This window comes from Niallia sp. NCCP-28 (genome assembly GCF_023168165.1).
In the GTDB taxonomy this organism is placed as follows: domain Bacteria; phylum Bacillota; class Bacilli; order Bacillales; family Cytobacillaceae; genus Niallia.
The window spans coordinates 794,125-819,697 of the sequence record NZ_BQYJ01000001.1 but is presented as its reverse complement, the minus strand read 5'-3'; the positions used below and the strand labels follow the sequence as shown (position 1 = coordinate 819,697).

Sequence of the window (25,573 nt, the reverse complement as noted above, 5' to 3'; positions counted from 1 at the left end):
GATGGCTCGTTATAGATTTGAAGGCAGAGACAGAAAAGGAAAAAAATCAGGTGTAATATCAGCCATATCGAAAAGGGAAGCAATGCTGCAGCTTAGGGAAAAAGGCATTAAAGCAACAGAAATAAATGAAGTTCCAGAAACATTGCTGACAAAGGAAATAACGTTTGGCGGTTCTGTTAAGCTTCAAGATTTTGTTATTTATCTGCGGCAATTTTCTACATTGCTTAAAGCGGGCATTACGGTTGTTGATGCTACAGCCATTCTAGCGGAACAGACCGAAAGCAAAAGTCTGCGGAAAGCCCTAATAGTAGTAGAACAGGATTTGCGGGAAGGAAATCCTCTATCTGCAGCAGCAGCAAAGCATCGGAAAGTATTTACAAGCATGTTTGTTAATATGGTTCGTGCAGGAGAAGCAAGCGGAAGCATGGATGAAACCCTTGAAAGACTTGCGGTTCATTTTGAAAAACAGCATTATACCAAACAAAAAATTATTTCGGCTCTCACCTATCCAATTGCTATAGCAATAATTGCTGTAATAGTGGTTATTTTTCTGCTTGTCAGCATTGTGCCGACATTTGTGGATATGTTTAAAGATTTTGGAGGAGAACTTCCTGCAATTACGCAGTTTGTATTAAATGCAAGCAACTTTATGCAAAAGTACTGGTGGTTTGTTGTGTTATTAATGATTGCATTTACAGTAGGCATTCTAGTAATGCGCAATAATAAGTCCTCTAAATATTACTTGGATTATGTTTTACTGAGAATTCCTGTTTTCGGCAAAATATTGCAAAAAGCAGCGTTGGCGAGAATGACCAGAACCTTAAGCTCTCTTTTCTCTAGCTCGGTCCCGATATTGCAGGCAATTGCCATTGTCGAAGGTGTTATCGAAAATGAAGTGATTGCAAAGGTTCTGCAGAAGTCCAGAAGTTCATTAGAAGAAGGACAGTCCTTGACCATGCCGATGAAAGCGCATTGGGTATTTCCTCCCCTTGTAACACAAATGATTGCCATCGGGGAAGAAACAGGCTCCCTTGATGCCATGCTCTCAAAAGTAGCTGATTTTTATGAAAAAGAAGTGGAAAGTGCAACAGACCGGCTGAAATCATTGATTGAGCCAATTATGATTGTTTTCCTTGCTGGAATTGTCGGTACAATCGTGACTTCTATCATGGTTCCAATGTTTGAGATTTTTAATCATGTTCAATGATTTGTTATTATTTGCATAAAAAAATATATATAAACAGAACTTTTTATCTAGTATAATAGGTTCAGGTTGATTGAATAAAAATTTATAAAAAAGAGGAGAATAAATAAATGATACAATTAATGAAAAAGCATATAAAAAATGAAAAAGGCTTAACGCTGATCGAGCTTTTAGCAGTTATTGTTATTTTGGGGATTATAGCAGCGATTGCGATTCCGAGTATCGGTTCTATTATTCAGAAGTCTAAAGAAGATGCAACAAAGGCGGACGCTATTACAATTTTGAATTCTGCAAAAAACTATGTTGCTGCTAACGGGATACCAAGTGAAAATATTACAAAAACTCAATTAGACACTTACGTGAGTGGTGTGGATGATTCATTTGGAAATTATACAGTTACTGTAAGCTCTGATGGAACAACGTTTGGTTTAAATGCTACTAATGTTACAGCTGGGAAAATAAACATTACATTTACAAATGCAACGATAGACAATATTAATGTTGCTACTAAAGGAGCTACACAAATTCCAGCAGCAAAAACAAATCCATAATTTTGTTTATAGAGGTAATTTTATATGATCTACCTACTGATCTTCCTTTATGGAATAACTTTTGGTTCCTTCTTTAACGTCGTTGGACTTAGAGTGCCATTAAAGCAATCGATTATCAGGCCGAGATCTCATTGTACAAGTTGTGGGCATACATTGACCGCAATGGAACTTATACCAGTTTTAAGCTATGTATTATTAAGGGGGAAATGCAGGTGCTGCAAGGCATCGGTTTCCCCCTTATATCCTATATTCGAGCTTTTGACAGGTGTTCTTTTTGCTGTATCCCCCCTTATGCTTGGCTGGAGCTCAGAGCTTTTTGTTGCATGGACTCTTATCTCATTATTTATGATTATTGCGGTTTCTGATTTAGTGTATATGATTATCCCGGATAAGATTTTATTGGTTTTCTCAGGATTATTGATCATCGAAAGAATTTTTATCCCTTTAAATCCTTGGTGGGATTCCTTATTAGGCGCTGGAGTAGGATTTACGCTTTTATTAGTCATTGCAGTTGTCAGCAAGGGCGGCATGGGCGGCGGAGATATTAAATTATTTGCCGTAATTGGTTTTGCGCTTGGAACAAAACTTGTTTTGACTGCCTTTTTTTTATCTACTTTATTTGGAGCAATTGGCGGATTATCAGGAATGCTTTTAGGAAAAGTAAAAAAAGGAAAACCAATTCCATTTGGTCCTTTTATTGTGATTGGAACATTGATCAGCTATTTCTATGGAGCGGAATTAATCAGTTGGTATATCGGATTTTTCCTGTAGAAGTTCATAAAACAAGGTTTTTTCAATTTATTTATAAATTCCCGAAACATTCCATATGCTATTTTAGATGTTAGCAACCAGAAGCTGCTGTCATAAGAATTTTTCGGTTTTTCTTTCTGAACACATACTGTAAGGAGCAATTATTATGGCAATATTCAAGTTTGGAAAAAATAAAATAACAAACTTAATCATTAAAGATCATGTCATTCGTTTTGCAGAAATGAAAAATACAGATGATCTTGTTGTGCAGAAGTGGGGAGAACGGCACCTTCCTGCAGGGCTGATTAAAGATGGAGCGATTCAGGATATCGGAACATTGACGATGATATTGGAAGAATGTATCCAAGATTGGAAAATTTCAAAAAAAAAAATCCGTTTTCTTGTGCCTGATTCATCTGTTGTTATCCGCAAGCTTCCTATACCAGAGGATGTCAGCCCAGAAGAGATAAAAGGTTATTTATACATGGAGCTGGGTACTTCAATCCATCTGCCATTCGAGGATCCTGTTTTTGACTATTATTTGCTGCAAGATCGAGAGAACAAGAAACGTCACATTATTTTATTTGCAGCACCAGAGCAGCATATTGAACAATATGCTGACTTATTTGAAGATGTAAAGCTGTCGCCTATAGCTGCTGATATTTCAGCACTAGCACTTTACCGTTATTATTACAAAACAAATAATGTGATGAATGATGATATTGCCATGCTAATTCAAATCGACTTAGAAACAGTGAATGTCAGTATTTTTGAACAAAATTATCCACTGTTAATGAGAAATCTGCATATTGAAATGGATGTTTCCAAATGGGAAGTTTCCCAAAATGCAGCCAATAAAGAAGATCTTATTTATACAGGGGATAACGGAGAAGTTTGGAGTGGGCTAGAAGATATATATAAAGAATTAGATAAAGTAATGAGCTTTTATCGATATACCCTTAACAAAGGGGAAAAACAAGTAAATAAAATTGTTGTTGCCGGAGATCATCCATGGCTTTCTGGAATAATGGAAAATATAGAAGATAGATTTGAAAATCCTGTAGTCAGATTAAGCAGCCAACCAATAGTAAATGAGGAGCCTATTCCAACATCGATGCTTGTCAACATTGGTCTAGGGTTAAAAGAGGTGTAAAACATGCTGGTGGAAATTAACCTCCTTCCCAAAAAAGAAGCAAAAAGCTCAACTTATGTTATTTGGATCGTTATCCTTGTATTTATCGCTTTTATTCTAGCGGGTTTGTTTTATTGGCAGTACACGAAACAGAATAAACTGCTGGAAACAACAGAAAATTCCTTGAGATTAACACAAAAAATTACAGAGTCAGAAAAACAAAAGCTGTCTGCCTATGCAGATTCTCAATCTGCAAAAGAGTTAGAAACGGCCGTCTCTTGGGCGGAAAATCAACAAATCGATACCGTTTATATGATGAAAGAATTGTCAAAAAATCTTCCGGAAAGAGGATTTTTAGAAGAACTTCATTTGGAAGAACGCCAAAAGCTAAATCTTATAGTCCAATTTGATACGAAAAGCGAAGCGACATATTACTTGAATTCTCTTCTGCAAATTGATTGGGTAGAAGAAGCGGTTCTAACTAACTTTAAATCGACAGACTTTCTCGAGGATAAAGTAAGTGATGAAATTGATGAAGCAATCGACACGTTGAAAAAAGCAAGCATTGAGCCAAGATATTATGCTCAGTATGAAGTGATTCTTAATGTATCTGCATTAAAAAAAGCTTCTGAAGAAGATAAAAAAGACAACGAAACCAGCATAGCAGATGAGGAAGGGGAGAATTCCCCATGAAAATAGCAGAAAATAAACATATCATTATTATCTTGTTTAGCGTATTTATGATTATTTTACTTGCAGTCAGCTGCTATTATCTTTATTTAATGCCTTTATCTACAAAAGTGGATGCAAAAAAAATGGAGCTAGAGCTTGCACAACAAGAAGCGAGCATACTTGAAACAAAAATCAAATCATCACAAGAAAAAGTTGCTGAAAGCTCTATTGAACTGCAAAAACAGGTGCCGGTAAAACGCCTTTTAGAGCAGGCGCTACTAGAGATTGAAAAAGCAGAAATTATTTCAGGTGCCAATCTTATTGAACTGACTGTAAATGGAACAGCATCGGATGAAGACGTAACGAATGAAGAGTTAACAACTGCAGACAAAGCTATAAAAGATGCTAATGCAGAGGATGGAGATTCAGCTGATCAGATGGCAGTGGAGAATGAAATCAGCTTGCCGAATGGCATAAAAAAAACCTCCATTACTATTATTGGTGAAGCGGAAACCTATTATGAACTAGAAAAATTAATTGAAACGCTGCAATCATCTAATCGAATAATAGATATTGAGTCACTTGATGTTACCGGGACAAAAGAAATAGTGTCAGTAGAAGATAATGATCAAAAAATAGAATTTGAAATGAGTCTTTCTATTTATTATTTTCCAAAGCTAACGGATTTAGTTAATGAACTTCCTCCGTTAGAAAGCCCTAAAACATCTGATAAATTAAATCCTTTTGCTAGTGCTTCGATTAAAGAAGATGGGGATATCGATAATCCGTAAGAAGAAATGAGGACCAGCTCTTGAATTTTACTAGAATTGAGGTGAATAATAAAGGATTAACATTGGTAGAACTTTTGGCAGTTATTGTCCTTATAGGAATTATTGCTGCAATTGCTATACCATCTGTTCTTAAAATAATTCACGATATGAGAGACCGGGCTTTTATAGCAAATGCTTGGAATATGAAAGAAGCAGCAGATTATTATATAAAACAAGAAACGACAAGCGGAAATGGAGCAAAGGAAACTATTACCTATTTGGAACTTGTTGAAGGCGGGTTTTTGAGTAGTTTTCATGACCCAGATACAGATGAAGAGCTTCAGCCATCCAATAAAAGCTATGTTGTCATTCAGAATAATATAGCCACTGCTGTCTGTATAAAGGGAGCAAAAAGAAATTTATGCACGAAGGATGGCATGGAAAGAGCTGTACAATTCCATGATTTAGACAAGAGTCTAATCATGGAGAATCCTAACTGAATTTGACGAAATCATTCTATAACAAGACGACAAAAGTCTTGTTATTTTTTTTTGCTAGTATGATAGGATGAACAAAACTAGTGAAATGGGAGGGAAGGACGAGTGAGTGAAAACCCAGGAAACCGTAAAACGATTACGATTAAAATAAATGGCAAAGAGCGTCCATTCCACGACAAAGAAAAAGGAAGCGTGGAGCTGAATTCTTCCACTTTAATAGAGGGAAAAAATGCTGAAAAGTTTGGAGATGAAGTGGCAGCAGGTAGTGAGACAATCGATGATGAGAGCTTTGATTGGATTCTACCTAATGAAGATGAAATGGAAGAAAAACCCCCTATTCTAGCAAATGATTCTTCCGCTGGAGAAAAAAATACATTCTTGAAAAAGAAAATAAAACAGGATAAAGGAAATAAAAAGTCAGTGAACAAAGGCCTGGTTCCTTCCATCTTTTTTACAGTGCTTTTTGCTGTTGTTTTGGGGACGGGATTTGGCATTATCTTATTAAAAATGGTGAGTTCTGATCAACAAGTTGCTTCTAACCCAAATGTTGCTGTATCACAAGGAGAAACGGAAACAAAAGTAGAGAAAAAAACAAATGAGGAAGCGAAAGAAGCGGCCGCTGGTACGGAAACCAGCGCTGTAACGGCCACTAAAAAAGATATTTCGACATTTATTATCCAACATATTATCTTGTCTAATGAAAATGCAGTAAAGCAAGTGCAATCGCAATTAAAAAATGAAGGATATATTAGCCAGGAAATTGCTGTAAATGGAAAGATAGCTGTATATTTAGGTGTGGCAGGCGATTTAGAGGAGGCAAAAACTTGGGCTAAAGCAATAAAAAAAGATAAAGTAGAAGCTTTTGCTAAGCCGATTACGTTTAATGGCGGCGGAAAGATTAAAAATGTAACAAAAGAAGAAAAAAGTTTTATTGAAAATTCTCCGGCAATATATAATGCAATCACTGTTTTTGTATCTTCGGCTCAATTTGGCGAGTCTTCTTCAGCAGAGGCAAAAAAAGAACTGAAAAAACAACAAGCTGTTTTAGAAGAAATGAAAATAAGCGCCTTTAAAAATAAAGAGGTAAAAAATATGGCTATCCAATTAAATGAAGGCATCACCAAAAGCGTTGCTCTAGACGATAATGGTAAAGGGGATACACAAGCTATTCAAAAGAATTTATTGGCGTTTTTAGAAAAATATGTTCAATTAAACTGAAAAATTTGCTGAGAAAATTACCTAGGAAATAATGTCGATTTAGGGAGTGCTATTAGCATAATAGCCTCCTGTTTTTTATTGTGCGTTAAAGGGCATTAATGCTTATGCCTCAAGATTATGAGAGAAACGAGCAATCTTGATGTGGAGAAACTTGCTCGCAAAAGCCTGATTGGTTCTACTAACAATCAGGGAGGAGGTGTGGAAAACTCTTACTGACTAAAGTTTCATCTTATGTGGGAAAATTCTGTTAGATTTCATCGGAAGAGGGCATATTACATTTTAATTACTATTTAATAAAAAAAGTATATTCCAAATTGTTTATCTAGACATTCTTTGTTAACATTAGAGTGTATCTCCCAATTATTAATGAAACTAGGCAGGTGGAAAAGCAATGAATCATGTACAAACCCTCATATTAGCCTCATCTTCTCCTCGACGAAAAGAACTCCTTGAAGATCTTCGTATATCTTTTGAAGTTTCCAGTAGTAATGTGGATGAAAGTTTTGATGCATCCCTTTTTCCAGAAGAAATAGTGATGGATTTGGCAAAAAGAAAGGCAGAATCTATTGTCTCCGATAAAAAGAATTCCTATGTTGTAGGAGCAGATACTATTGTCTACTATAAAGGAAATGTATTAGGAAAACCTCAATCAAAAGGCCAGGCATATTCCATGCTGAAACAATTGTCAGGATCGACACATTCTGTTTATACAGGGGTAGCCATCGTTTCTAATGGCCATTGTTCTGCATTTTATGAAAAAACAGATGTATTATTTTGGAATTTAACAGATGAAGAAATAAATAACTATGTAGATACGGGGGAACCATTTGATAAAGCGGGAGCTTATGGAATTCAAGGAGTTGGCAGAACTCTTGTAAAAAGGATTGCAGGAGACTATTATACTGTAGTGGGCCTTCCTGTCTCCCGGTTAATTCGAGAACTGAAGGCAGTAGGTTTTACCATTCCCTTTTAAAATCATATGACGTTCCCCCTCTTTTTTCTCAAAACATTATTTTTTATAAGAGAGGGGAAAAAATATGGACTCCATATTAATTCGTGATTTTCCTAATGACGAGCGTCCGAGGGAAAGGTTTATTAAGCATGGGCCTGAAAGTTTATCTAATCACGAACTTATCGCCATTATTATTCAGACAGGTTCCAAAAATGAATCGGTATTATCGCTAGCCAATAAACTATTGGTTCATTTTGATGGATTGCGGCTCTTGAAAGATGCCAGCCTCGATGAATTAAAAACAATAAAGGGAATCGGAACTGTTAAAGCGATACAGCTTTTAGCAAGCATAGAATTAGGTAGAAGAGTATCTAATTTGGTATATAGTGATCGCTATAGTATTCGCTCGCCTGAAGATGCAGCGAAATACATGATGAATGATATGCGTTTTTTAACACAAGAACATTTTGTTTGTTTATATTTAAATACAAAAAATCAAGTAATGCACAAACAAACTGTTTTTATTGGGAGTCTAAATGCCTCGATTGTGCATCCAAGAGAGGTCTATAAAGAAGCATTTAGGCGATCAGCAGCCTCTATTATCTGCCTTCATAACCACCCTTCAGGCGATCCGTCGCCAAGCAGGGAGGATATTGAAGTGACAAAAAGATTAGTCGAATCCGGAAAAATAATTGGCATTGATTTGCTAGATCATATCATAATTGGGGAAAATAAATTTGTCAGTTTAAAGGAAAAAGGATATGTATGATACTGTTCATTTTTTAGTAAATAGGATATAATAGTGCGTATGATTTTTTTGCCTAAATATGTCTTATTATGACACGAATTAAACACACTAATTATATATGAGGAAGAATCTATCTAGAGTAAAAAAATAAAAGCACTTAGTTTCGGAAAGGGAGATACAACTATGTTTGGAATTGGAACAAGAGACTTAGGAATTGATTTAGGTACGGCAAATACACTTGTTTATGTAAAAGGAAAGGGGATCGTTGTTAGAGAGCCTTCCGTTGTAGCATTGCAGACAGATACAAAAAATATTGTCGCTGTTGGAAATGATGCAAAAAATATGATTGGTAGAACGCCTGGCAATGTGGTTGCATTAAGACCGATGAAAGATGGCGTTATTGCGGATTATGAAACAACTGCCACTATGATGAAATACTACATTAAACAAGCGATGAAAAGTAAAAACTATTTTTCTGGAAAACCATATGTAATGGTATGTGTGCCATCAGGTATAACGGCAGTTGAAGAAAGAGCCGTTATTGATGCAACACGTCAAGCTGGTGCTCGTGATGCTTATACAATTGAAGAGCCTTTTGCGGCTGCAATTGGCGCCAATTTGCCTGTTTGGGAGCCGACTGGAAGCATGGTAGTGGATATCGGCGGCGGTACGACAGAGGTAGCGATTATCTCATTAGGCGGCATTGTGACAAGTCAGTCCATTCGTATTGCAGGTGATGAAATGGATGATGCGATTGTGAACTACATCCGCAAAACATATAATCTAATGATTGGGGAACGAACCTCTGAAATGATTAAAGTGGAAATCGGTTCTGCAGGGAATCCAGAAGGCATCGAAAATCTGGATATTCGTGGCAGAGATTTATTAACAGGTCTTCCGAAAACCATTAAAATTAGTGCGGATGAAATAGCAAAAGCATTAAAAGATACTGTTTCTGCTATTGTTGATGCAGTAAAAGTCACCCTTGAAAAAACTCCTCCAGAGCTTGCAGCAGATATTATGGATAGAGGAATTGTTTTAACGGGCGGCGGTGCCTTGCTTCGCAATCTGGATAAAGTCATTAGCGATGAAACGAAAATGCCTGTTGTAATTGCGGAAGATCCACTAGACTGTGTAGCAACTGGAACAGGAAAAGCACTTGATCATATTCACTTATTTAAAAACAAAGCAAAAGATTCACGATAATATCCACTCCGAGGTGTAAAAAGCATGCCACAGTTTTTTATGAATAAACGACTGATTATTTTGCTTGTAAGCATTATTATTCTCGTGGCATTAATAGGGTTTTCGATTAGAAGTCGTGATAAGCTAACCTGGCCGGAACAATTTATTAAGGATACATCCGGCTGGGTTCAAACCCTTGTTTCAAGACCTGCTCACTATGTAGCAGGCTTTATTGATAATGTGCGAGATTTACAAAGTACATACGAGGAAAATAAAGAATTAAAATCAAAATTAGAAGAATTAGGTAAATTGGAGTATCAAGTGCAAGGACTTCAAAAAGAAAATGCGACTTTACATGAAACATTAGAAGAAAAAGAAAATTTAAGCAGCTATAACCCAATGAATGCTACAGTCATTAGAAGAAATCCTGATCGATGGAGAGAACTTTTAACGATTAATAAAGGTTCAAGCAACGGAGTCAAAAAAAATATGGCAGTTATGACGGCATCAGGATTGATTGGAAAAGTAAAGTCAGTGAGTACTGGCACAGCCACTGTCCAGCTTTTAAGTTCAGAAGATCCGACCAATCGGATATCTGCGGTTATTCAAGAAGATTCCAAGAAAAAAGGGGACAAAGTCTTTGGACTGATTGTAGACTATGATAAAGAGTCTAAATACCTTATTATGGAGTCGACGGAAGATTCGAAAAAGGCAAAAATTAAAAAAGGACAGCTTGTTACAACATCTGGTCTTGGCGGTGTGTTTCCAGAAGGGCTGCCTGTAGGAAAAGTAGTAAAGGTAGAACCAGATAAAGATGGTTTAACTAATAATATTTTTATTCAGCCAGCAGCAGATTTTTATGATATAGAACATGTTATTATTATTAAAAGGACTGCAACGCAGCCGGATGATATTGAGGAAGAAAAAGGGTTATGAGGAAATATTTAGTCGTTGCTTTACTTGTTGGCATTTTTGTATTGGAAAGCATATTTACCGAACTGCTTCCAGCGGAGATTTTTAATAGTAACCGCATCTTAATTCCTCATTTTCTGCTGATTGGGATTCTTTTTCTTGCAGTTTTTGGCAATCGGAATATAGGCATTCTCTATGGATTTGTATTTGGGATATTATTTGATATAATTTATACGGAAATATTGGGGATTTATTTTTTTATGTTCCCTTTTGTTGTGTATGTTTGCAGCAAAATTATGAAAGTTTTTCATAATAATATTGTTGTTGTTTCGATTGTTTCTTTAATCAGCATTAGTTTATTGGAAATTATTGTATATGAAATGATTTTAATTATTCATTTGACAAGTATGGATTTTTCAAGTTTTCTTAATTTGCGACTTTTTCCTACGCTTGTATTAAATGCGGCTTTTCTTGTTATTGTGGCATATCCTTTCAAACGCTTTTTTGAAAAATACGCTGCTGAAAGACGAGAGCAGCCATGATAGCCATCATGATGGCAGATTAAGGCCTTTGCTGACAGCTTAATATTTATATACTTGCTTAATGGCAGGGAGAATAGCCCTTTCTAAAAAAAGTTGTTGCTTTTTGGAAAGGGATTTTCTAGTGATAAAAATTTGCTTTTTGTTTTATTGGCGGATCGCCATTACTGGGAAGTGAAAAATATCATTATTTAAATCTAGTGTCTAACTAGAAAGGATTTTTCTTTTATAATGTCGAATAAAATAAAGACCTAGTTTAAAAAAATATGTACAATATAAATAAAAGGAGATTAGTCCTTAAGTATGTAGAAAAAGATATGTTTCCAAACTTTTTATGCTGTATGAAAACGACTATCTTTTAAAAGGCTGATAGGTTAGCTGTTTAAAAAGAGAACGGTATCAACAGACAGAGGAATGTATTCCTTTTTCCTAGCAGAGGTGAACATCTTGAAATGAAGAAAAAGCAATTAGTAACAATTAAAGGAACAAAAAGCGGGCTAAGCCTTCATTTAAATGATAATTGTTCCTATGATGAATTAAAAAGGGAACTGCAATCTAGACTAAATGAAAGTTCAAATATGCATGAGGACAAGCAGGATATTCATGTCAATGTAGAGCTTGGCAATAGATATGTAACAGATGATCAAAAGCAGGAGCTTATTGAACTGATACAAACCAAAAGAAATCTTTCTGTACATGCTATAAAAAGCAATATAATAACAAGGCAAGAAGCAGCAGAATGGGTTAAGGAAAAAGAAATTGTTTCTGTCACCAGCATCATCCGTTCAGGTCAAATACTAGAGGTGCCAGGAGATCTATTATTGATTGGTGATGTTAATCCAGGCGGAAAAGTCGTCGCAGGCGGGAATATCTTTATTATGGGCAAACTAAAAGGAATTGCTCATGCAGGATTTAATGGAAATGATCGGGCGATCGTAGCTGCATCTGTTATGAGGCCAACTCAGCTTCGCATCAGCAGTTTGATTAATAGGGCTCCAGATCAATATCCAGATGCCGAAAAGCGTGAAATGGAATGTGCTTATGTCGATAATAGTGTTATTATGATTGATAGATTACAAGTTTTAACACAGGTAAGGCCTAATTTAACAAATTTGGAAGGAGGACATTAAGATGGGAGAAGCGATTGTTGTAACGTCAGGAAAAGGTGGTGTCGGCAAAACGACCACTACTGCAAATATTGGTACTGCCCTTGCTTTACAAGGGAAAAAGGTGTGCTTAATTGATACAGATATAGGCCTTCGAAATCTCGATGTCGTGATGGGACTAGAAAATAGAATTATTTATGACTTAGTTGACGTTGTAGAGGGAAGATGCAAAGTACATCAAGCGCTTGTTAAAGATAAGCGATTTGATGATTTATTATATTTATTGCCAGCTGCGCAAACGAGTGATAAAACAGCTGTACACCCAAGCCAAATGAGAGAATTAGTACTTCGATTGAAGCAGGATTACGATTATGTATTGATTGATTGTCCTGCAGGCATTGAACAAGGTTATCAAAACGCAGTGGCTGGTGCTGATAAAGCAGTTGTGGTTACAACGCCAGAAGTGTCGTCAGTAAGAGATGCCGATCGAGTGATTGGATTATTAGAAAAAGAAGAAAATGTTGTGTCGCCTATGCTTGTAATTAACCGTATACGCAATCATATGGTCAAAAATGGAGATATGCTGGATATAGATGAAGTAACTACACATCTTTCCATCGATCTATTAGGCATTGTTGCAGATGACGATGAAGTAATTAAAGCTTCTAATAATGGTGAGCCTATTGCATTGAATCCAAATAGCAAGTCCTCTTTAGCATATCGCAACATTGCCCGAAGAATACTTGGAGAATCTGTTCCTCTTCAGCATTTAGAAGAAGAGTCAAAAGGCGTATTTGCAAAAATCAAAATGTTTTTTGGTGCAAAATAATTGTTTATACATAGCTCCTATATTATTCTAGAGCAGCTCCTAACATAGGAGCTGCTTTTTATTTTTTTCTTCTGAGGACATCTTGTCATACTCCTTTCTTTTTGTTCATAAACTTGTACAAATAAATAAAAGGGAGGGGTGTTCATGAGTTCGAGAAAAGAGGAAATAAGAAAGCGCATTGAAAAAAGAAAAAAAGAACAGTCCAAATTGAAAAAAAATATTGATAATAGAATTTTATGGGAAGATGAGGATGATGATTTTAATGCTCGAGAAAAAAGGGAGATTTATTATGAAGAGGATGGCAATCAATTTCATCCACTGTTCCGCAAAGAATTATTTTTATTAAAGATATTAGGGGCTGCCGTTTTCTTTTTAGCTGTTGCCATTATTGTTAAACAGCAGACAGCAACATTTGCCTCGGCGGAAAAAGTCATTAGGCAATCTATGAATCAGGAATTTAATTTTGCTGGTGTTTCTAACTGGTATGAAAAGCAGTTTGGCAAACCACTTGCCTTTTTGCCGTTGGAAAAGCAAAAAGAAGAGAAAGAAGAAAATAACTTGCAGCAATATGCTCTTTCTGCATCTGGAAAAATTTTGGAAGATTTTAATGACAATGGACAAAGAGTCGCGATTGAAACAGACAATGATACGACTGTACAAGCAATGAATGAAGGATTTGTGAAGTTTGCAGGGGAAAAAGAAGGTTTTGGCAATACAGTTATTATTCAACATAGTGATAAAAGTGAATCATGGTATGGAAATCTGAAAGAGATTGATGTGAAAATATATGAAAACTTAAAAAAGGGAGATAAGGTTGGGCTTGCCTCAAGTTATGAAAATGATGAATCGCTGGGTCTGTTTTATTTTGCCATTAAAAAGGATAATGATTTTATTGATCCTATCCAGGTGATTGATTTTGAATAAATTTTTCCGTGTTTTTAAATATTTTCATATTCATCCATTATTATGGGTTGTCATGGCAATAGGTGTAATGACTGCCCATTTTTATGATTTATGCTTATTATTGTTTATTATTACTGTGCATGAACTTGGCCATGCTGTGGCAGCTTCCTTTTTTTCCTGGCGCATTAAGCGCATTTCGTTGTTGCCCTTTGGGGGAGTAGCCGAAATGGATGAGCATGGAAACCGGCCGTTAAAAGAAGAGGTCATTGTGATTCTTGCAGGACCAGCACAGCATATTTGGATGATGATACTCGCATATTTTCTTTATGAAAATGGGTATTTGTCTGCCTCCATCTATGAAGTGTTTATTTCCTATAATATGATCATTTTTTTATTTAATCTGCTGCCCATTTGGCCACTCGATGGAGGGAAACTGCTCTTCCTTTATATATCGATGAAAAAGGCTTTTCCGATAGCCCATAAAATGATGCTGTTGACGTCTGTTGCTGGTGTTATATTGTTTACTCTATTCGTCATATTGTTTATGCCAATAAATCTTAATGCCTGGATTATTATTTGTTTTTTATTGTTCTCGATTTATTATGAATGGAAGCAAAGCAGGTATGTATTTATGCGTTTTTTGTTAGAAAGGTATTATGGAAAATCAAAAGAGCTGCGGCAATTAAAGCCGATTGAGGTTGATGAAGGAGAAATGATTTTCCGTGTATTAGAACATTTCCATCGGGGCTGTAAACATCCGATTGTTATTACAACAGAAGGAAAAGAAAAACAAGTGTTGGATGAAAATGAAGTGCTTCATGCCTATTTTACAGATAAATTAGTTTCTGTAAAAATAGGAGATATCGTTTATCCTGTATAATACATATAAAAGAAGTGATATCATTTGATATGGCTTCTTTTATATTTTTAGCTGTATAAAAGTAACAGGTATATTCTGAAAATGCTTTGCTGAGTGTATGTTTTGAAATGATATAAGGTAAAATTTTAATGGAATGACTCAAGAACATGCTGTAGCAGTGGCTGAATGATTATAAAGGGTGGAAAAAAATGAATAGAGTATTAGTGAATATAAAAACAAGAGAAAAACGTTTTGCCTTTATAAAAGAAAATAAATTAGAGCGTTTATACATACAACAGCCGGAGCAAAATTCATCGGTCGGCAATATATATTTAGGACAAGCAACAAAGGTTATTCCTGGAATGAATGCTGTTTTTATTGAAATTGGAGAAGGGAAGGCTGGATATTTGCCGAAAGAACAGCTGGCATCATTTATTACGGATGCACGGCCATTGGAGCAGAAAAAAAAGATGAATATAAACTCTTTTGTTAAGCAGGGAGAAAGAATGCTTGTTCAGGTTGTTAAAGATGCTGCAGGAACAAAAGGTTCTAAACTGACGGGCATAATTGAATTGGCAGGAGAAAATATTATTTATATTCCAACAGGGCGGTATATTGCCGTATCAAAAAAAATTGCCGAAAAAGAAAAAAGTGATTTTTTGCGATCATTCGGAAGTGCTGTGACCACTGAGGAAGAAGGTATTATTTTTAGAACATCTGCGGCAAACTGTACAGAGAATCAGTTAACAGAAGAGCTAAAAAGGCTGAAGAAAGATTATCAGGAATTGAAAATAAATGCAGGGCAATTAAAAAAAGTTGCTCTTTTAAAAGAAGAGGATGATTTTGATAAAGAGTTAATAATTGTGCTGGAGAAGCTGGAAACAGGGGAAGTCATTATCGATGATTTGCTGGAGAGCAAAAAATGGGCAGCGCGATTTCCCGCTTTTGATGTGAATTTTTATCAGCAAACCCAAGGTCTTTTTGCTTATTATGAAGTGGAAAATGATGTGGAAAAAGCATTAAACCGAATTGTCTGGCTGAAAAATGGAGCCTACATAATTATTGATGAAGCAGAAGCTTTTACCATGGTTGATGTGAATACAGGAAAGTTTGAAGGAAAACAAGAAAGGGAAGATACGGTTTTTCAAACCAATAAGCTTGCATGTGAAGAAGTGGCAAGACAACTGAAAATCCGTGATATATCAGGGATTGTTCTGGTGGATTTTATTGATATGCCTGTAAAAAATCAACAAAAGATTCAATCACAGATGATAAAGGAGTTGCAAAAAGACAGCCGGCAAACCAAAGTGGTAGGTTTTACTTCACTTGGGATTCTGCAAATAACAAGAAAAAAGACGGTAAAAACGCTGAAAGAAGTTCGCCAATCTAAATGTATAGTTTGTAATGGAACAGGATATGTTCTTAGTGCCGAAAGTGTGGCATTTCAGCTAGAAAGGGAGTTATGGGAATATAAAACGGCCGACTGTGAGCTTATTTTGATTGAAGCCACTTTGGATGTCATTCATATATTTTCAGGTATAAAAGAGGAACATAAGAAAAGATTTGAAGAATTATTATTATGTGAAATACGCTTTACTGTCAGTGAATTCTCAAAACCTTATTACAGGATTTCTTATGTAGGTTCTTTAAGTTAGGCTCTTCTCTAAAAAATTATTATTTTTCAATAGGTTTTGTTTATTTAACCGGTTGGAAAGCAATTGCCCCTTTTTGAATTAAACAGCAATAAAGGTTACAAAAAAAGCCTTAAAATAAAAACATAAGGGAGCAGAATTTTTTCTGCATGCTAATCAATATATTGACAGGCATTAATAAACATGATAGTATTTTAATGTTGTTTGTAGCACCCGTGCTCTACAACCGCTCGGAACAGGTTATAAGTTTTTGCTCTTTTAGCAAGACGCCTGTGATTGGCGAGTCTTAGTCTAACAAGGAGGTGCAGTTATGTACGCAATTATTGAAACAGGCGGAAAGCAAATTAAAGTTGAAGAGGGTCAAGCTATCTACATTGAAAAATTAAATGTTGAAGCTGGTGAGACTGTAACTTTTGACAAAGTTCTTTTCGTTGGCGGAGAAAGTGTAAAAGTAGGAAGCCCAGTTGTTGAAGGAGCTACTGTTACAGCTAAAGTTGAAAAACAAGGCCGTCAAAAGAAAATCATCGTTTTCAAATACAAAGCGAAGAAAAATTACCGTAAAAAACAAGGTCATCGTCAACCTTATACAAAAGTTGTTATTGAAAAAATCAACGCGTAAGGTTAACTTTGTATGATCGATATTACGATTAACAAAGCAAATTCAGGTCTTATTGAATCTTTTTCCATTAGCGGTCATGCTTTGTTTGCAAATAGTGGGAATGATATTGTATGTGCGGGAGTATCGGCTGTCTCTATTGGAGCTATAAATGCCGTTATTTCTCTCACAGGCATTACACCTATTATTAAGCAAGGAAAAGAGGGCGGTTTTTTGGAATGCCGAATTCCCGAAAATATTTCGGAAGAAAACAGCCAAAAAATACAGCTGCTTTTAGAAGGTATGGTTGTATCATTGGAAACGATTGAAAGAGACTATGGAAAATACGTGTCTATTACTATAATTTAATAGGAGGTGGAACGAATGTTAAGATTAGATCTTCAGTTTTTTGCATCGAAAAAAGGGGTAGGTTCTACAAAGAACGGACGCGACTCCATTTCAAAACGTTTAGGTGCTAAACGTGCAGACGGTCAATTAGTAACTGGTGGAAGCATTCTTTACCGTCAACGCGGTACAAAAATCTATCCAGGAGTAAACGTTGGTCGTGGCGGTGATGATACACTATTCGCAAAAGTTGACGGAATCGTTAAATTTGAGCGTCTTGGTCGTGATCGCAAACAAGTTAGCGTATACCCAGTAGCACAAGAAGCTTAAGCTTTTTGAATCATTGGCTGACTCAATAATATGAGTCAGCCTTTTATTTTCATTATGAAAAAATAAAACGATAACGTGAAACTTTAATCAGTAGGATCAAAAGCCCGTTAATGAGTGATAAATTAATGCTCTTCAACTCTTAGACAGAAAGCAGCGTGGATGCTTTCTGTCTAAGAGTTGAAGCAATCTATCTAGTTGGGATGCCGATTGAATGGGAAAGCTCTAGTTCCATTTAAATAAGTATGAAAGTGAACGATAAGGATAAAACGTATTTTTTCAATTTTTATCCTATAATTTTTTACGTACCGTTTTATTTTTTGTTATACTTACATACAAGCAGTCTTCTGGCACTTAAAAAAATGTGTAGGGGTACAAAAAATGAAAAAAGACTGGAAAAATATAGACTTCTTACGGCATGTCCGACATGATTGGTTAAATAAAGTTCAACTAATTAAAGGCAATTTAGCATTAAATAAGGAAGAACGAGTGAAAGAAATCATTGATGATATTATTAGGGAAGCACAGCAAGAAGCGAGATTATCGAATTTAGAACTCCCTGATTTTGCACTATTATTGTTGACATTAAATTGGGAAAGCTATTGCTTTCATTTAGAATATGAAGTGTTAAATGATGAAAAGTGCCAGTATATAGAAGATGCGGTACTGACAAAATGGACTGCTATGCTTTTTAATGTTTTAGATAAAAGTGCGAAATCATTTTATGAAAATCATTTGTCTGTGTCCATCGCTCCCGAAAGTAATGGAATTCGTTTGTTTTTTGATTTTAGCGGAATAATAACAGATAGAGCATTAATAGATGATTTTCTGCATGCAAAAAGTCCAAAAAGCATAAAAGTTGAAATCCATGCATTGATGGACGAGGAAATTGCATTGGAAGTATTTGTGGAAAATGAAAGTGCATCCGGCTAGAAAATAGAAATGTTTAGAAAGACAATAGGTTGTTTTATCTATTGTTTACAGGAGGAAATAAGAATATGTTTGTGGATCAGGTCAAGATTTATGTAAAAGGTGGAGACGGTGGGAATGGCATGGTTGCTTTCCGTCGTGAAAAATATGTGCCTAAGGGCGGACCAGCAGGAGGCGATGGCGGAAAGGGAGCAAACGTCGTTTTTGAAGTGGAAGAAGGATTACGCACATTAATGGATTTCCGTTACCAACGCCATTTTAAAGCTCCTCGCGGCGAACATGGGATGTCAAAAAATCAGCATGGAAGAAACTCAAAAGATATGGTTGTTAAAGTACCGCCAGGCACGATTGTATCAGATGCTAATACCAAGGAAGTAATTGCTGACTTAACGCAGCATGGCCAGCAGGCTGTCATTGCCCGAGGCGGCAGAGGAGGACGAGGAAATTCAAGATTTGCCAGTCCTTCCAACCCGGCTCCAGAATTATCAGAAAATGGAGAACCAGGCCAAGAGCGAGAAGTAATGCTGGAATTAAAAGTATTGGCAGACGTTGGGCTGGTTGGATTCCCAAGTGTAGGGAAATCAACATTGCTGTCTGTAGTATCAGCTGCCAAACCTAAAATTGCAGATTACCATTTTACAACAATTGCACCTAATTTAGGGATGGTAGAAACAGAAGATGGCAGAAGCTTTGTTATGGCGGATTTGCCAGGACTAATTGAAGGCGCCCATTCTGGTATTGGATTAGGCCATCAATTCCTTCGCCATATTGAAAGAACAAGGGTAATTGTTCATGTTATTGATATGGCAGCAATAGAAGGAAGAGATCCTTACGAAGATTATTTAACAATAAATAAAGAACTGCAAGAATATAATCTTCGTTTAATGGAACGTCCACAAATTATTGTGGCGAATAAAATGGATATGCCGGAAGCTGAAGAAAACCTTAAACTCTTTAAAGAACAGCTAAAAGAGGATTATCCTATTTTCCCAGTGTCCGCACTAACTAGATTGGGTTTAAGAGATCTTTTATTTGCGATTGCTGATAAAATAGAATCGACTCCAGAATTCCCATTAGAAGAAGCGAAAGAAGAGACTGGCATACATCGAGTTCTATATAAACATGAAGCAGATGAACGAGAATTTTATATTTCCAGAGATTCAGATGGCAGCTTTATTCTTTCTGGCGAGGGGATAGAAAAGCTCTTTAAAATGACGGATTTCTCACGTGATGAATCAGTGCAAAGATTTGCCCGCCAAATGCGTGGAATGGGTATTGATGAAGAATTAAGACAACGCGGAGCAAAAGATGGAGATATTGTAAAACTGATGGATTATGAATTCGAGTTTATTGATTAATGTTAATTATCCTTATGAGGTGAGGAAATGAAACAAAATAAATTCGATCAGAAGTTTTATCTAGTGCGAGAAGATGTCCTTCCAGAAGCAATGAAAAAAACTTTGCTTGCTAAAGAACTTATTGATCGGGGCAAAGCGGATTCTGTTTTTGACGCTGTTCAACAAGTAGATTTAAGCAGAAGTGCTTTTTATAAATATCGGGATACAATATTTCCATTTCATACAGTTGTGAAAGAGCGGCTGATTACCTTGTTTTTTTATATTGAAGATCGTTCAGGCACCCTTTCTAAATTATTAAGTGTAGTGGCTTCTGGAGGGTGCAACATTTTGACGATTCACCAAACCATTCCTTTACAGGGAAGAGCAAATGTAACCCTTTCTTTGAATATAGCGGAGATGGAGATATCTATTGATGTGCTTCTTGAAAGATTGCGGAGCTTAGAGTTTGTCGAAAAAGTAGAAGTGCTGAGTTCAGGAGCGTAAATATCCTTATCACCCTCAGGATTAGAAGCGAAATGAAGAAATCTAGGTAGAGGATTACGGTCCATAACAGCTTGTTTGAAGTTTTGATTTATAGAGAATGACAATTTTGGTTATGTATATGCAGTGTTTTGCTGCTTATCCAATTTTGTCACTCTCTTTTTTAACAAGATGCTTGATTAAAGTTTCCATTGATTTTCAGTTTATTTCCCTCTTTGAAAATAAATAGCAGAAAGCAATTATTAAAGGAATTCAAACTTTTGAAATGGTGGAATTCACAAAAAAACGTATTATTGTTAATTATTTATTGACCAGGCTTCAGTTATCGAGAAAAGAAAATTCAGAATACATAAAACAGTTGGAAAATGTGGAGGAGAAAAACGTGAAAGTTGGTTATTTAGGCCCCAAAGCAACATTTACAAATATTGCAGTAAATAATATGTTTCCAAAGGAAGAGGCAATCGCCTTTTTAACGATTCCAAATTGTTTGGATGCTGTCCTTGCAGAAAAAGTAGATGTAGCATTAGTGCCTGTTGAAAATACATTAGAAGGTTCTGTGAATATTACATTAGATTATTTAATTCATGAAGTGAATTTGCCGATTAAGGGAGAAATAACTGTTCCGATTAAACAGCATTTAATGATTCATCCCATTCACACGGAACACTTTGATAAAGTGGAAGTGGTGTACAGTCATTCCCATGCCATTGCTCAGTGCCATAAATATCTTCATTCAGAATGGAATGGCATCAGGTGTGAAAATACAACTTCTACTGCAGCAGCAGCACAATTTATTAAAGAGCATCCAGAAGTTATGGGGGCTGCAATTGGGAATGAGCTGACAGCAAAAGAGTATGGGTTAGCTATTATCAAAAGAAATATTCATGATTACGATAATAATCATACACGTTTTTTGATTTTGGCAAATAAACAGGTAGAATTTAAATCGCCTTCTTGCGATTTAAAAGGATACAAAACAACGATGATGGTAACATTGCCAGCGGATAGATTTGGGGCGCTGCATCAAGTGCTGTCCGCATTTGCCTGGAGAAAATTAAATTTAGTTCGGATTGAGTCTAGACCAACGAAAACAGGATTGGGCAATTATTATTTTATTATTGATCTAGATAGAGAAATGGATGATGTACTAATTCCAGGGGCAATAGCTGAGTTGGAGGCTGTCGGCTGTAAAGTTCAAGTGCTAGGAAGTTATCCTGCTTATGCAATGAATGAATAAAAAAGCTTCAGGCTGTTGCCAAACTCCTGCTTTTTTGTTGGGGCAGACGTTTTCAATCAGCCTGAAAATGTGCATTTTTAGTTTTATCGATATTCTGAAAGATTTTGGTTCATTTATTGTATGATCCAAAATCTGAGAAATGTTCTTTAGAAGAAAGGCATAAAAAAGTGTTTTACCCTGTTTTGATTCCTATCAGAAAATTAATCTTCTATTAAAAACTTTGCTGATTTTAATGCTTCTTCCGCTTCTTTTAAAATCCTTTCAGAGGAAGCCGAAATGGTATGCAAATGAATTCCTTCTGTTAGCTGTGATAGATAGGAAGCGTTTGTATGGGCAATTTTTTTCATGAATTGCTGAACTTCCTTCCGATTGGAGACGAGAATAGAGGCAGTTAAATCACCATAAACAGGATGTTCAATTTTGACATCTTTTACAGTCACCCCATTATCTACAAATAGATTTAATTCTTCTTCCGTTCGTTCTGGTCCATGGTTGCATGCCACGATTTTTTCATATAAAGCGGGTTTAGATGGGGATAAATAGATATATCCTTGGCTCGTTGCTAATATCGGCTCATTTTTTGCCTTTAGCAAGGTAATATCTCCAACAATAATTTGTCTGCTGACATTTGTCAGTTTAGCCAATTCGCTTCCTGTGTAAGTTCTCCCATTATTTTGCAGTAAAGAGAGAATATAAGCTCTTCTTTCATCTCCTAAAAGCTTTTTTGTCTCTGTCATGAAACCTCTCCTTTTTTATAGTATGAAACAGCAATTACATGCCAATGTATGAATAAATTTTTTGCTGAATAGTAAGATACGGGAATAAAAGCAAAAAATAGGTATACGGCATTAAAAATCAAATAAGCAAAAAATGAAGCATATACTTGTACTATTTTATCAAAAGGAATAATAATCATGCCAATGATTTAATATCCTTTTATAGAGAAAGAAAATAGTAAAAAGTTTTTTATAGAAGGAAACATCATTTTATAAAAAAAAGCATAGTTTTTTTGTAGAATGATAACAAATTTTTTCTGACAACATAGACTATATGGACATATGCATAGGAGGGAAACTATAGTGAAGATCCATATTGTACAAAAGGGGGATACTCTTTGGGAAATTGCCAAAAAATACGGTGTTAATTTCGAAGAGTTAAAAATGTTAAATTCCCAATTAAGCAACCCAGATATGATAATGCCCGGAATGAAAATCAAAGTTCCTACAACAGGAGGAAGTATAAAAAAAGAAGCTCCGATTATAGGAACAAAAAAGGAAATGCCGATAAAAGAGCATCCTTATGTAAAAGAAAAGCCAATTGCGATGCCAATTAAGGAAGCTCCTAAAAAGGAAATGCCGATAAAAGAAAAGCCAATAAAAGAACTGCCAAAAGAAAAGCCATATACTCCTAAAATGCCTACACCAATTATTCCTGAAATAGATATTAACAATTATTATACAATGAGTATGACAAATTTGGATGTTGACGTTGATATTGATATTGAAGAAAAAATGCCAGAGCCCGTTAAGCCAGAACCGCCAAAAATGCATATAGAAGCGCCAGTTCAAGATGTCTGTCCACCTATTATTCCTTATCAGCCATATTGTTATGAGGTATCGCCAATGATGCCAGGTTCTGGATTTCCTCCAGGAGTCTGTCCTCCTTCTCCATTAGAGCAAATGCCGATGCAATACGAGCAAACGCCAATGCCGGGAGTAATGCATGGAGAATATACAAAATGGGAAGAAGAGTCCTCCTCCTCTTCACATATGCATCATTATGGAAAAGTTGCCGGCGGATATCAGCCAAGTGCAGTGCAGTCTAAAACTGGATATCCTGAAATGGGAAATATTCCAGCAGAATACTATCAACAGCCATTAGTGACATATGGACAAATGCCGACAGAACATGGCTATAATCAAAAACATTCCTATCAACAGGAGTCTTCTTCTAATTCTATTGGACACCATATTCATCATACACCAATGCCGTATAGTCCAGCTCAAGCGGATGATTGTGGCTGTGGTGGTCCGGCTATTCCACAACCAGGGATATATGGAGAACAAGGTTTTAGTCCACAGATGGGAGCATATCCATTTCCGGAAGTGCAAGCACCGCAGATGGGAGTGCCGCAAGAAGCAGGGTATCCGCAAATAGGAGCATACCCATATCCAGAAATGCAAGCGCCGCAGATGGGGGCATACCCATATCCAGAAATGCAAACACCGCAGATGGGAGTGCCGCAAGAAGCAGGGTATCCGCAAATGGGAGCATACCCATATCCAGGAGTGCAGGCACCGCAAATGGGAATGCCGCAAGAAGCAGGGTATCCGCAAATGGGAGCATACCCATATCCAGGAGTGCAGGCACCACAGATGGGAGGCTATCCATTTCCAGAAAATCGTCAAGGGATACCACAAGGGTTTGTGCCAGCGCCTTTCCCTCCAAGTCCAATGCCATTGGATCCAAGAATGATGGGTGCCCCGTATCCTCCAGGGGTAGTGGGAAATATCCCAACGCCTATAATGGAAGATGAGGTGCATGTACAAAATGTACTTCAGCAAGAATCATTTGCACCGCATAATCAACAGCCATTTGCACCGGAAATGTCCTCACCAATTTTTGGACCGGGAGGAAATGCGCCAGTATATGCTCCTCCATTTAATGGAAACTTCGCTCAACCGCCATTAATGAATCCATATGGAGCTGGTGCTGCAACACCTTTTGGAATGCCTCGTTATTTTGATGATGAAAGCAGTGACTATGGAAATTGAAGGAAAAGGAGACGATTATTTTTATTATCGTCTCCTCTCTTTATTAAAAAAACGCATTCCATATCCTATTAAAGAAATTTCTAAGTTAAGAAAATCTGTCTATTTAATAAAGTCTGAACCATTTTGGTTTATTGTAAAAGGCTATCCTAGCTATCAAAAACTAAAAATACAAGAAGCCTTTACTAATTCATTATTACAAGAAGGCTTTACTGAAACATATCGATTTTATGTTTTTAAAAAAGAACCTCTTATTATTGATCATCAATTATTCGGTATAATGGAATACATTAAGCCAAATGAGAAGTTATTTTCATATACAACTAAGGCAAATAGAAAAGAAGCGATTGATCTTTTGGAGAAATACTATAAAACGACTGGGAAGTTAGTGGATATTTATAAATATATTATTCCTGAACACAATATGATGAAAAAATGGCTGGAAAGAAGGGAACAATTCAAACGAAATATCCCTACTATTCGTTATTTTTTAGACGAGCAGTACATTCAATGGATAAATTATTGGTCAGATTGGTCATTAGAATTTTTAGAACAAGATAAAAGCTGTTTTTTAGAGGGAGAAAAGGTCGTGTTGCATGGAGATGTAGCACATCATAACTTTCTTCGTGGGAAAAATAGCTGCTTATATTTAATTGATTTTGATTTAATCAGCATTGGACCAAAAAGTGTGGATTATATTCAATTGGCGAATAGATTTTTGCCCCATATAAATTGGTCTTTTTCCCAATTAGAAAAAATGTCTGTTTTTGATGAATTTGTAAAAAATAAAGCATTTTTAAGCGCTTTAGCATATCCAAGTGATTTGCTCAGAGAATGGAATCGTTTTATTAGGCAACATAATTTTTCAAAAAAAGTGCTAGAGAACTATATGATTCCATTAACAACTAATCAATTTGCCAAAAGAAAAAAGTTTGCTGATAAAATAATGGAGTTAACTAAAATAATATAATGAAAATATTGCCTGTACTACAATCAGCATGAAAGTCCCCTTTTACACGAAATATAAGATAGAGCTACTGCTCATTATTTG

At 36.0% G+C, this 25,573-nt stretch carries 28 protein-coding genes and 1 other annotated feature; of the genes, 27 read left to right on the top strand and 1 reads right to left on the bottom strand.

All coding sequences use genetic code 11. The features are described 5' to 3' along the window. The first annotated feature begins 1 nt into the window (after position 1). The 25 genes from NCCP28_RS04155 (at position 2) to pheA (ending at position 21,751) form a co-directional block, all read left to right on the top strand. The gene (locus NCCP28_RS04155; RefSeq protein WP_248560113.1) at positions 2–1,207 is read left to right on the top strand and encodes a type II secretion system F family protein; all 1,206 of its coding nucleotides are present in this window, start codon (positions 2–4) and stop codon (positions 1,205–1,207) included. A gap of 107 nt (positions 1,208–1,314) precedes the next feature. Then, complete coding sequence (locus NCCP28_RS04150) at positions 1,315–1,755, top strand: prepilin-type N-terminal cleavage/methylation domain-containing protein (RefSeq protein WP_248560112.1); 441 nt, start codon at positions 1,315–1,317, stop codon at positions 1,753–1,755. A gap of 24 nt (positions 1,756–1,779) precedes the next feature. Continuing rightward, positions 1,780–2,526 carry a prepilin peptidase gene (locus tag NCCP28_RS04145; RefSeq protein WP_248560111.1) on the top strand — a complete coding sequence of 249 codons (747 nt, stop codon included), beginning with the start codon at positions 1,780–1,782 and terminating at the stop codon, positions 2,524–2,526. 145 nt (positions 2,527–2,671) lie between these two features. Further along, positions 2,672–3,658, top strand: a complete 987-nt coding sequence (gene pilM / locus NCCP28_RS04140) for a type IV pilus biogenesis protein PilM (RefSeq protein ID WP_248560110.1) — start codon at positions 2,672–2,674, stop codon at positions 3,656–3,658. A gap of 3 nt (positions 3,659–3,661) precedes the next feature. After that, positions 3,662–4,330 (top strand): fimbrial assembly protein, encoded by a 669-nt coding sequence (locus tag NCCP28_RS04135; RefSeq protein ID WP_248560109.1) that lies wholly within the window; start codon positions 3,662–3,664, stop codon positions 4,328–4,330. Beyond that, on the top strand, positions 4,327–5,100 hold the full coding sequence (locus tag NCCP28_RS04130; protein ID WP_248560108.1) for a pilus assembly protein PilO: 774 nt from the start codon (positions 4,327–4,329) through the stop codon (positions 5,098–5,100). Before NCCP28_RS04135 ends, NCCP28_RS04130 begins: the two co-directional genes overlap by 4 nt. Before the next feature lie 20 nt (positions 5,101–5,120). Then, positions 5,121–5,579, top strand: coding sequence for a type II secretion system protein (locus tag NCCP28_RS04125; RefSeq protein WP_248560107.1), 459 nt, complete (start codon positions 5,121–5,123; stop codon positions 5,577–5,579). Positions 5,580–5,681: 102 nt separating this feature from the next. Beyond that, positions 5,682–6,794: an SPOR domain-containing protein gene (locus tag NCCP28_RS04120; RefSeq protein ID WP_248560106.1), complete on the top strand. Its 1,113-nt coding sequence runs from the start codon at positions 5,682–5,684 to the stop codon at positions 6,792–6,794. Positions 6,795–7,185: 391 nt separating this feature from the next. Further along, positions 7,186–7,767, top strand: coding sequence for a Maf family protein (locus tag NCCP28_RS04115; RefSeq protein WP_248560105.1), 582 nt, complete (start codon positions 7,186–7,188; stop codon positions 7,765–7,767). 64 nt (positions 7,768–7,831) lie between these two features. Further along, positions 7,832–8,515: a RadC family protein gene (gene radC, locus NCCP28_RS04110; RefSeq protein WP_248560104.1), complete on the top strand. Its 684-nt coding sequence runs from the start codon at positions 7,832–7,834 to the stop codon at positions 8,513–8,515. 162 nt (positions 8,516–8,677) lie between these two features. Next, complete coding sequence (locus tag NCCP28_RS04105) at positions 8,678–9,700, top strand: rod shape-determining protein (protein WP_248560103.1); 1,023 nt, start codon at positions 8,678–8,680, stop codon at positions 9,698–9,700. Positions 9,701–9,724: 24 nt separating this feature from the next. Then, positions 9,725–10,615, top strand: a complete 891-nt coding sequence (gene mreC, locus NCCP28_RS04100; protein ID WP_248560102.1) for a rod shape-determining protein MreC — start codon at positions 9,725–9,727, stop codon at positions 10,613–10,615. Further along, positions 10,612–11,133 carry a rod shape-determining protein MreD gene (gene mreD, locus NCCP28_RS04095; RefSeq protein WP_248560101.1) on the top strand — a complete coding sequence of 174 codons (522 nt, stop codon included), beginning with the start codon at positions 10,612–10,614 and terminating at the stop codon, positions 11,131–11,133. Before mreC ends, mreD begins: the two co-directional genes overlap by 4 nt. Positions 11,134–11,582: 449 nt before the next feature. Continuing rightward, a complete protein-coding gene (minC, locus tag NCCP28_RS04090) occupies positions 11,583–12,260 on the top strand; it encodes a septum site-determining protein MinC (RefSeq protein WP_248560100.1) in 678 nt (225 codons plus the stop codon). A 1-nt stretch (position 12,261) separates the two neighbouring features. Next, on the top strand, positions 12,262–13,065 hold the full coding sequence (gene minD, locus NCCP28_RS04085) for a septum site-determining protein MinD (RefSeq protein WP_248560099.1): 804 nt from the start codon (positions 12,262–12,264) through the stop codon (positions 13,063–13,065). Positions 13,066–13,209: 144 nt separating this feature from the next. Continuing rightward, positions 13,210–13,989, top strand: coding sequence for a M23 family metallopeptidase (locus NCCP28_RS04080; protein WP_248560098.1), 780 nt, complete (start codon positions 13,210–13,212; stop codon positions 13,987–13,989). Beyond that, positions 13,982–14,848, top strand: coding sequence for a M50 family metallopeptidase (locus NCCP28_RS04075; RefSeq protein ID WP_248560097.1), 867 nt, complete (start codon positions 13,982–13,984; stop codon positions 14,846–14,848). Before NCCP28_RS04080 ends, NCCP28_RS04075 begins: the two co-directional genes overlap by 8 nt. A gap of 188 nt (positions 14,849–15,036) precedes the next feature. Next, positions 15,037–16,482 (top strand): Rne/Rng family ribonuclease, encoded by a 1,446-nt coding sequence (locus NCCP28_RS04070; RefSeq protein ID WP_248560096.1) that lies wholly within the window; start codon positions 15,037–15,039, stop codon positions 16,480–16,482. 211 nt (positions 16,483–16,693) lie between these two features. Next, positions 16,694–16,776 (top strand) — a sequence feature (ribosomal protein L21 leader region). Between the two features lie 13 nt (positions 16,777–16,789). Beyond that, a complete protein-coding gene (gene rplU / locus NCCP28_RS04065; RefSeq protein ID WP_101179424.1) occupies positions 16,790–17,098 on the top strand; it encodes a 50S ribosomal protein L21 in 309 nt (102 codons plus the stop codon). A 12-nt stretch (positions 17,099–17,110) separates the two neighbouring features. Continuing rightward, positions 17,111–17,443, top strand: coding sequence for a ribosomal-processing cysteine protease Prp (locus NCCP28_RS04060; RefSeq protein WP_248560095.1), 333 nt, complete (start codon positions 17,111–17,113; stop codon positions 17,441–17,443). A gap of 15 nt (positions 17,444–17,458) precedes the next feature. Further along, a complete protein-coding gene (gene rpmA / locus NCCP28_RS04055) occupies positions 17,459–17,749 on the top strand; it encodes a 50S ribosomal protein L27 (RefSeq protein WP_016201696.1) in 291 nt (96 codons plus the stop codon). Positions 17,750–18,127: 378 nt separating this feature from the next. Continuing rightward, positions 18,128–18,679, top strand: a complete 552-nt coding sequence (locus NCCP28_RS04050; protein ID WP_248560094.1) for a Spo0B C-terminal domain-containing protein — start codon at positions 18,128–18,130, stop codon at positions 18,677–18,679. 65 nt (positions 18,680–18,744) lie between these two features. After that, positions 18,745–20,034 carry a GTPase ObgE gene (gene obgE / locus NCCP28_RS04045; RefSeq protein ID WP_248560093.1) on the top strand — a complete coding sequence of 430 codons (1,290 nt, stop codon included), beginning with the start codon at positions 18,745–18,747 and terminating at the stop codon, positions 20,032–20,034. Between the two features lie 27 nt (positions 20,035–20,061). Next, complete coding sequence (locus NCCP28_RS04040) at positions 20,062–20,517, top strand: ACT domain-containing protein (protein WP_248560092.1); 456 nt, start codon at positions 20,062–20,064, stop codon at positions 20,515–20,517. A 379-nt stretch (positions 20,518–20,896) separates the two neighbouring features. Further along, positions 20,897–21,751 (top strand): prephenate dehydratase, encoded by an 855-nt coding sequence (gene pheA / locus NCCP28_RS04035; protein ID WP_248560091.1) that lies wholly within the window; start codon positions 20,897–20,899, stop codon positions 21,749–21,751. 200 nt (positions 21,752–21,951) lie between these two features. Here the strand turns inward: pheA and NCCP28_RS04030 are convergent, their stop codons facing one another. Next, positions 21,952–22,488: a transcription repressor NadR gene (locus NCCP28_RS04030; protein WP_248560090.1), complete on the bottom strand. Its 537-nt coding sequence runs from the start codon at positions 22,486–22,488 to the stop codon at positions 21,952–21,954. 342 nt (positions 22,489–22,830) lie between these two features. On the opposite strand from NCCP28_RS04030, the gene safA reads away from it, so the two are divergent. Beyond that, the gene (gene safA, locus NCCP28_RS23570; protein WP_282579521.1) at positions 22,831–24,525 is read left to right on the top strand and encodes a SafA/ExsA family spore coat assembly protein; all 1,695 of its coding nucleotides are present in this window, start codon (positions 22,831–22,833) and stop codon (positions 24,523–24,525) included. Further along, positions 24,515–25,492 (top strand): phosphotransferase, encoded by a 978-nt coding sequence (locus NCCP28_RS04020; protein WP_248560294.1) that lies wholly within the window; start codon positions 24,515–24,517, stop codon positions 25,490–25,492. The genes safA and NCCP28_RS04020 overlap by 11 nt, the downstream gene beginning before the upstream one ends. Positions 25,493–25,573 lie beyond the last annotated feature (81 nt).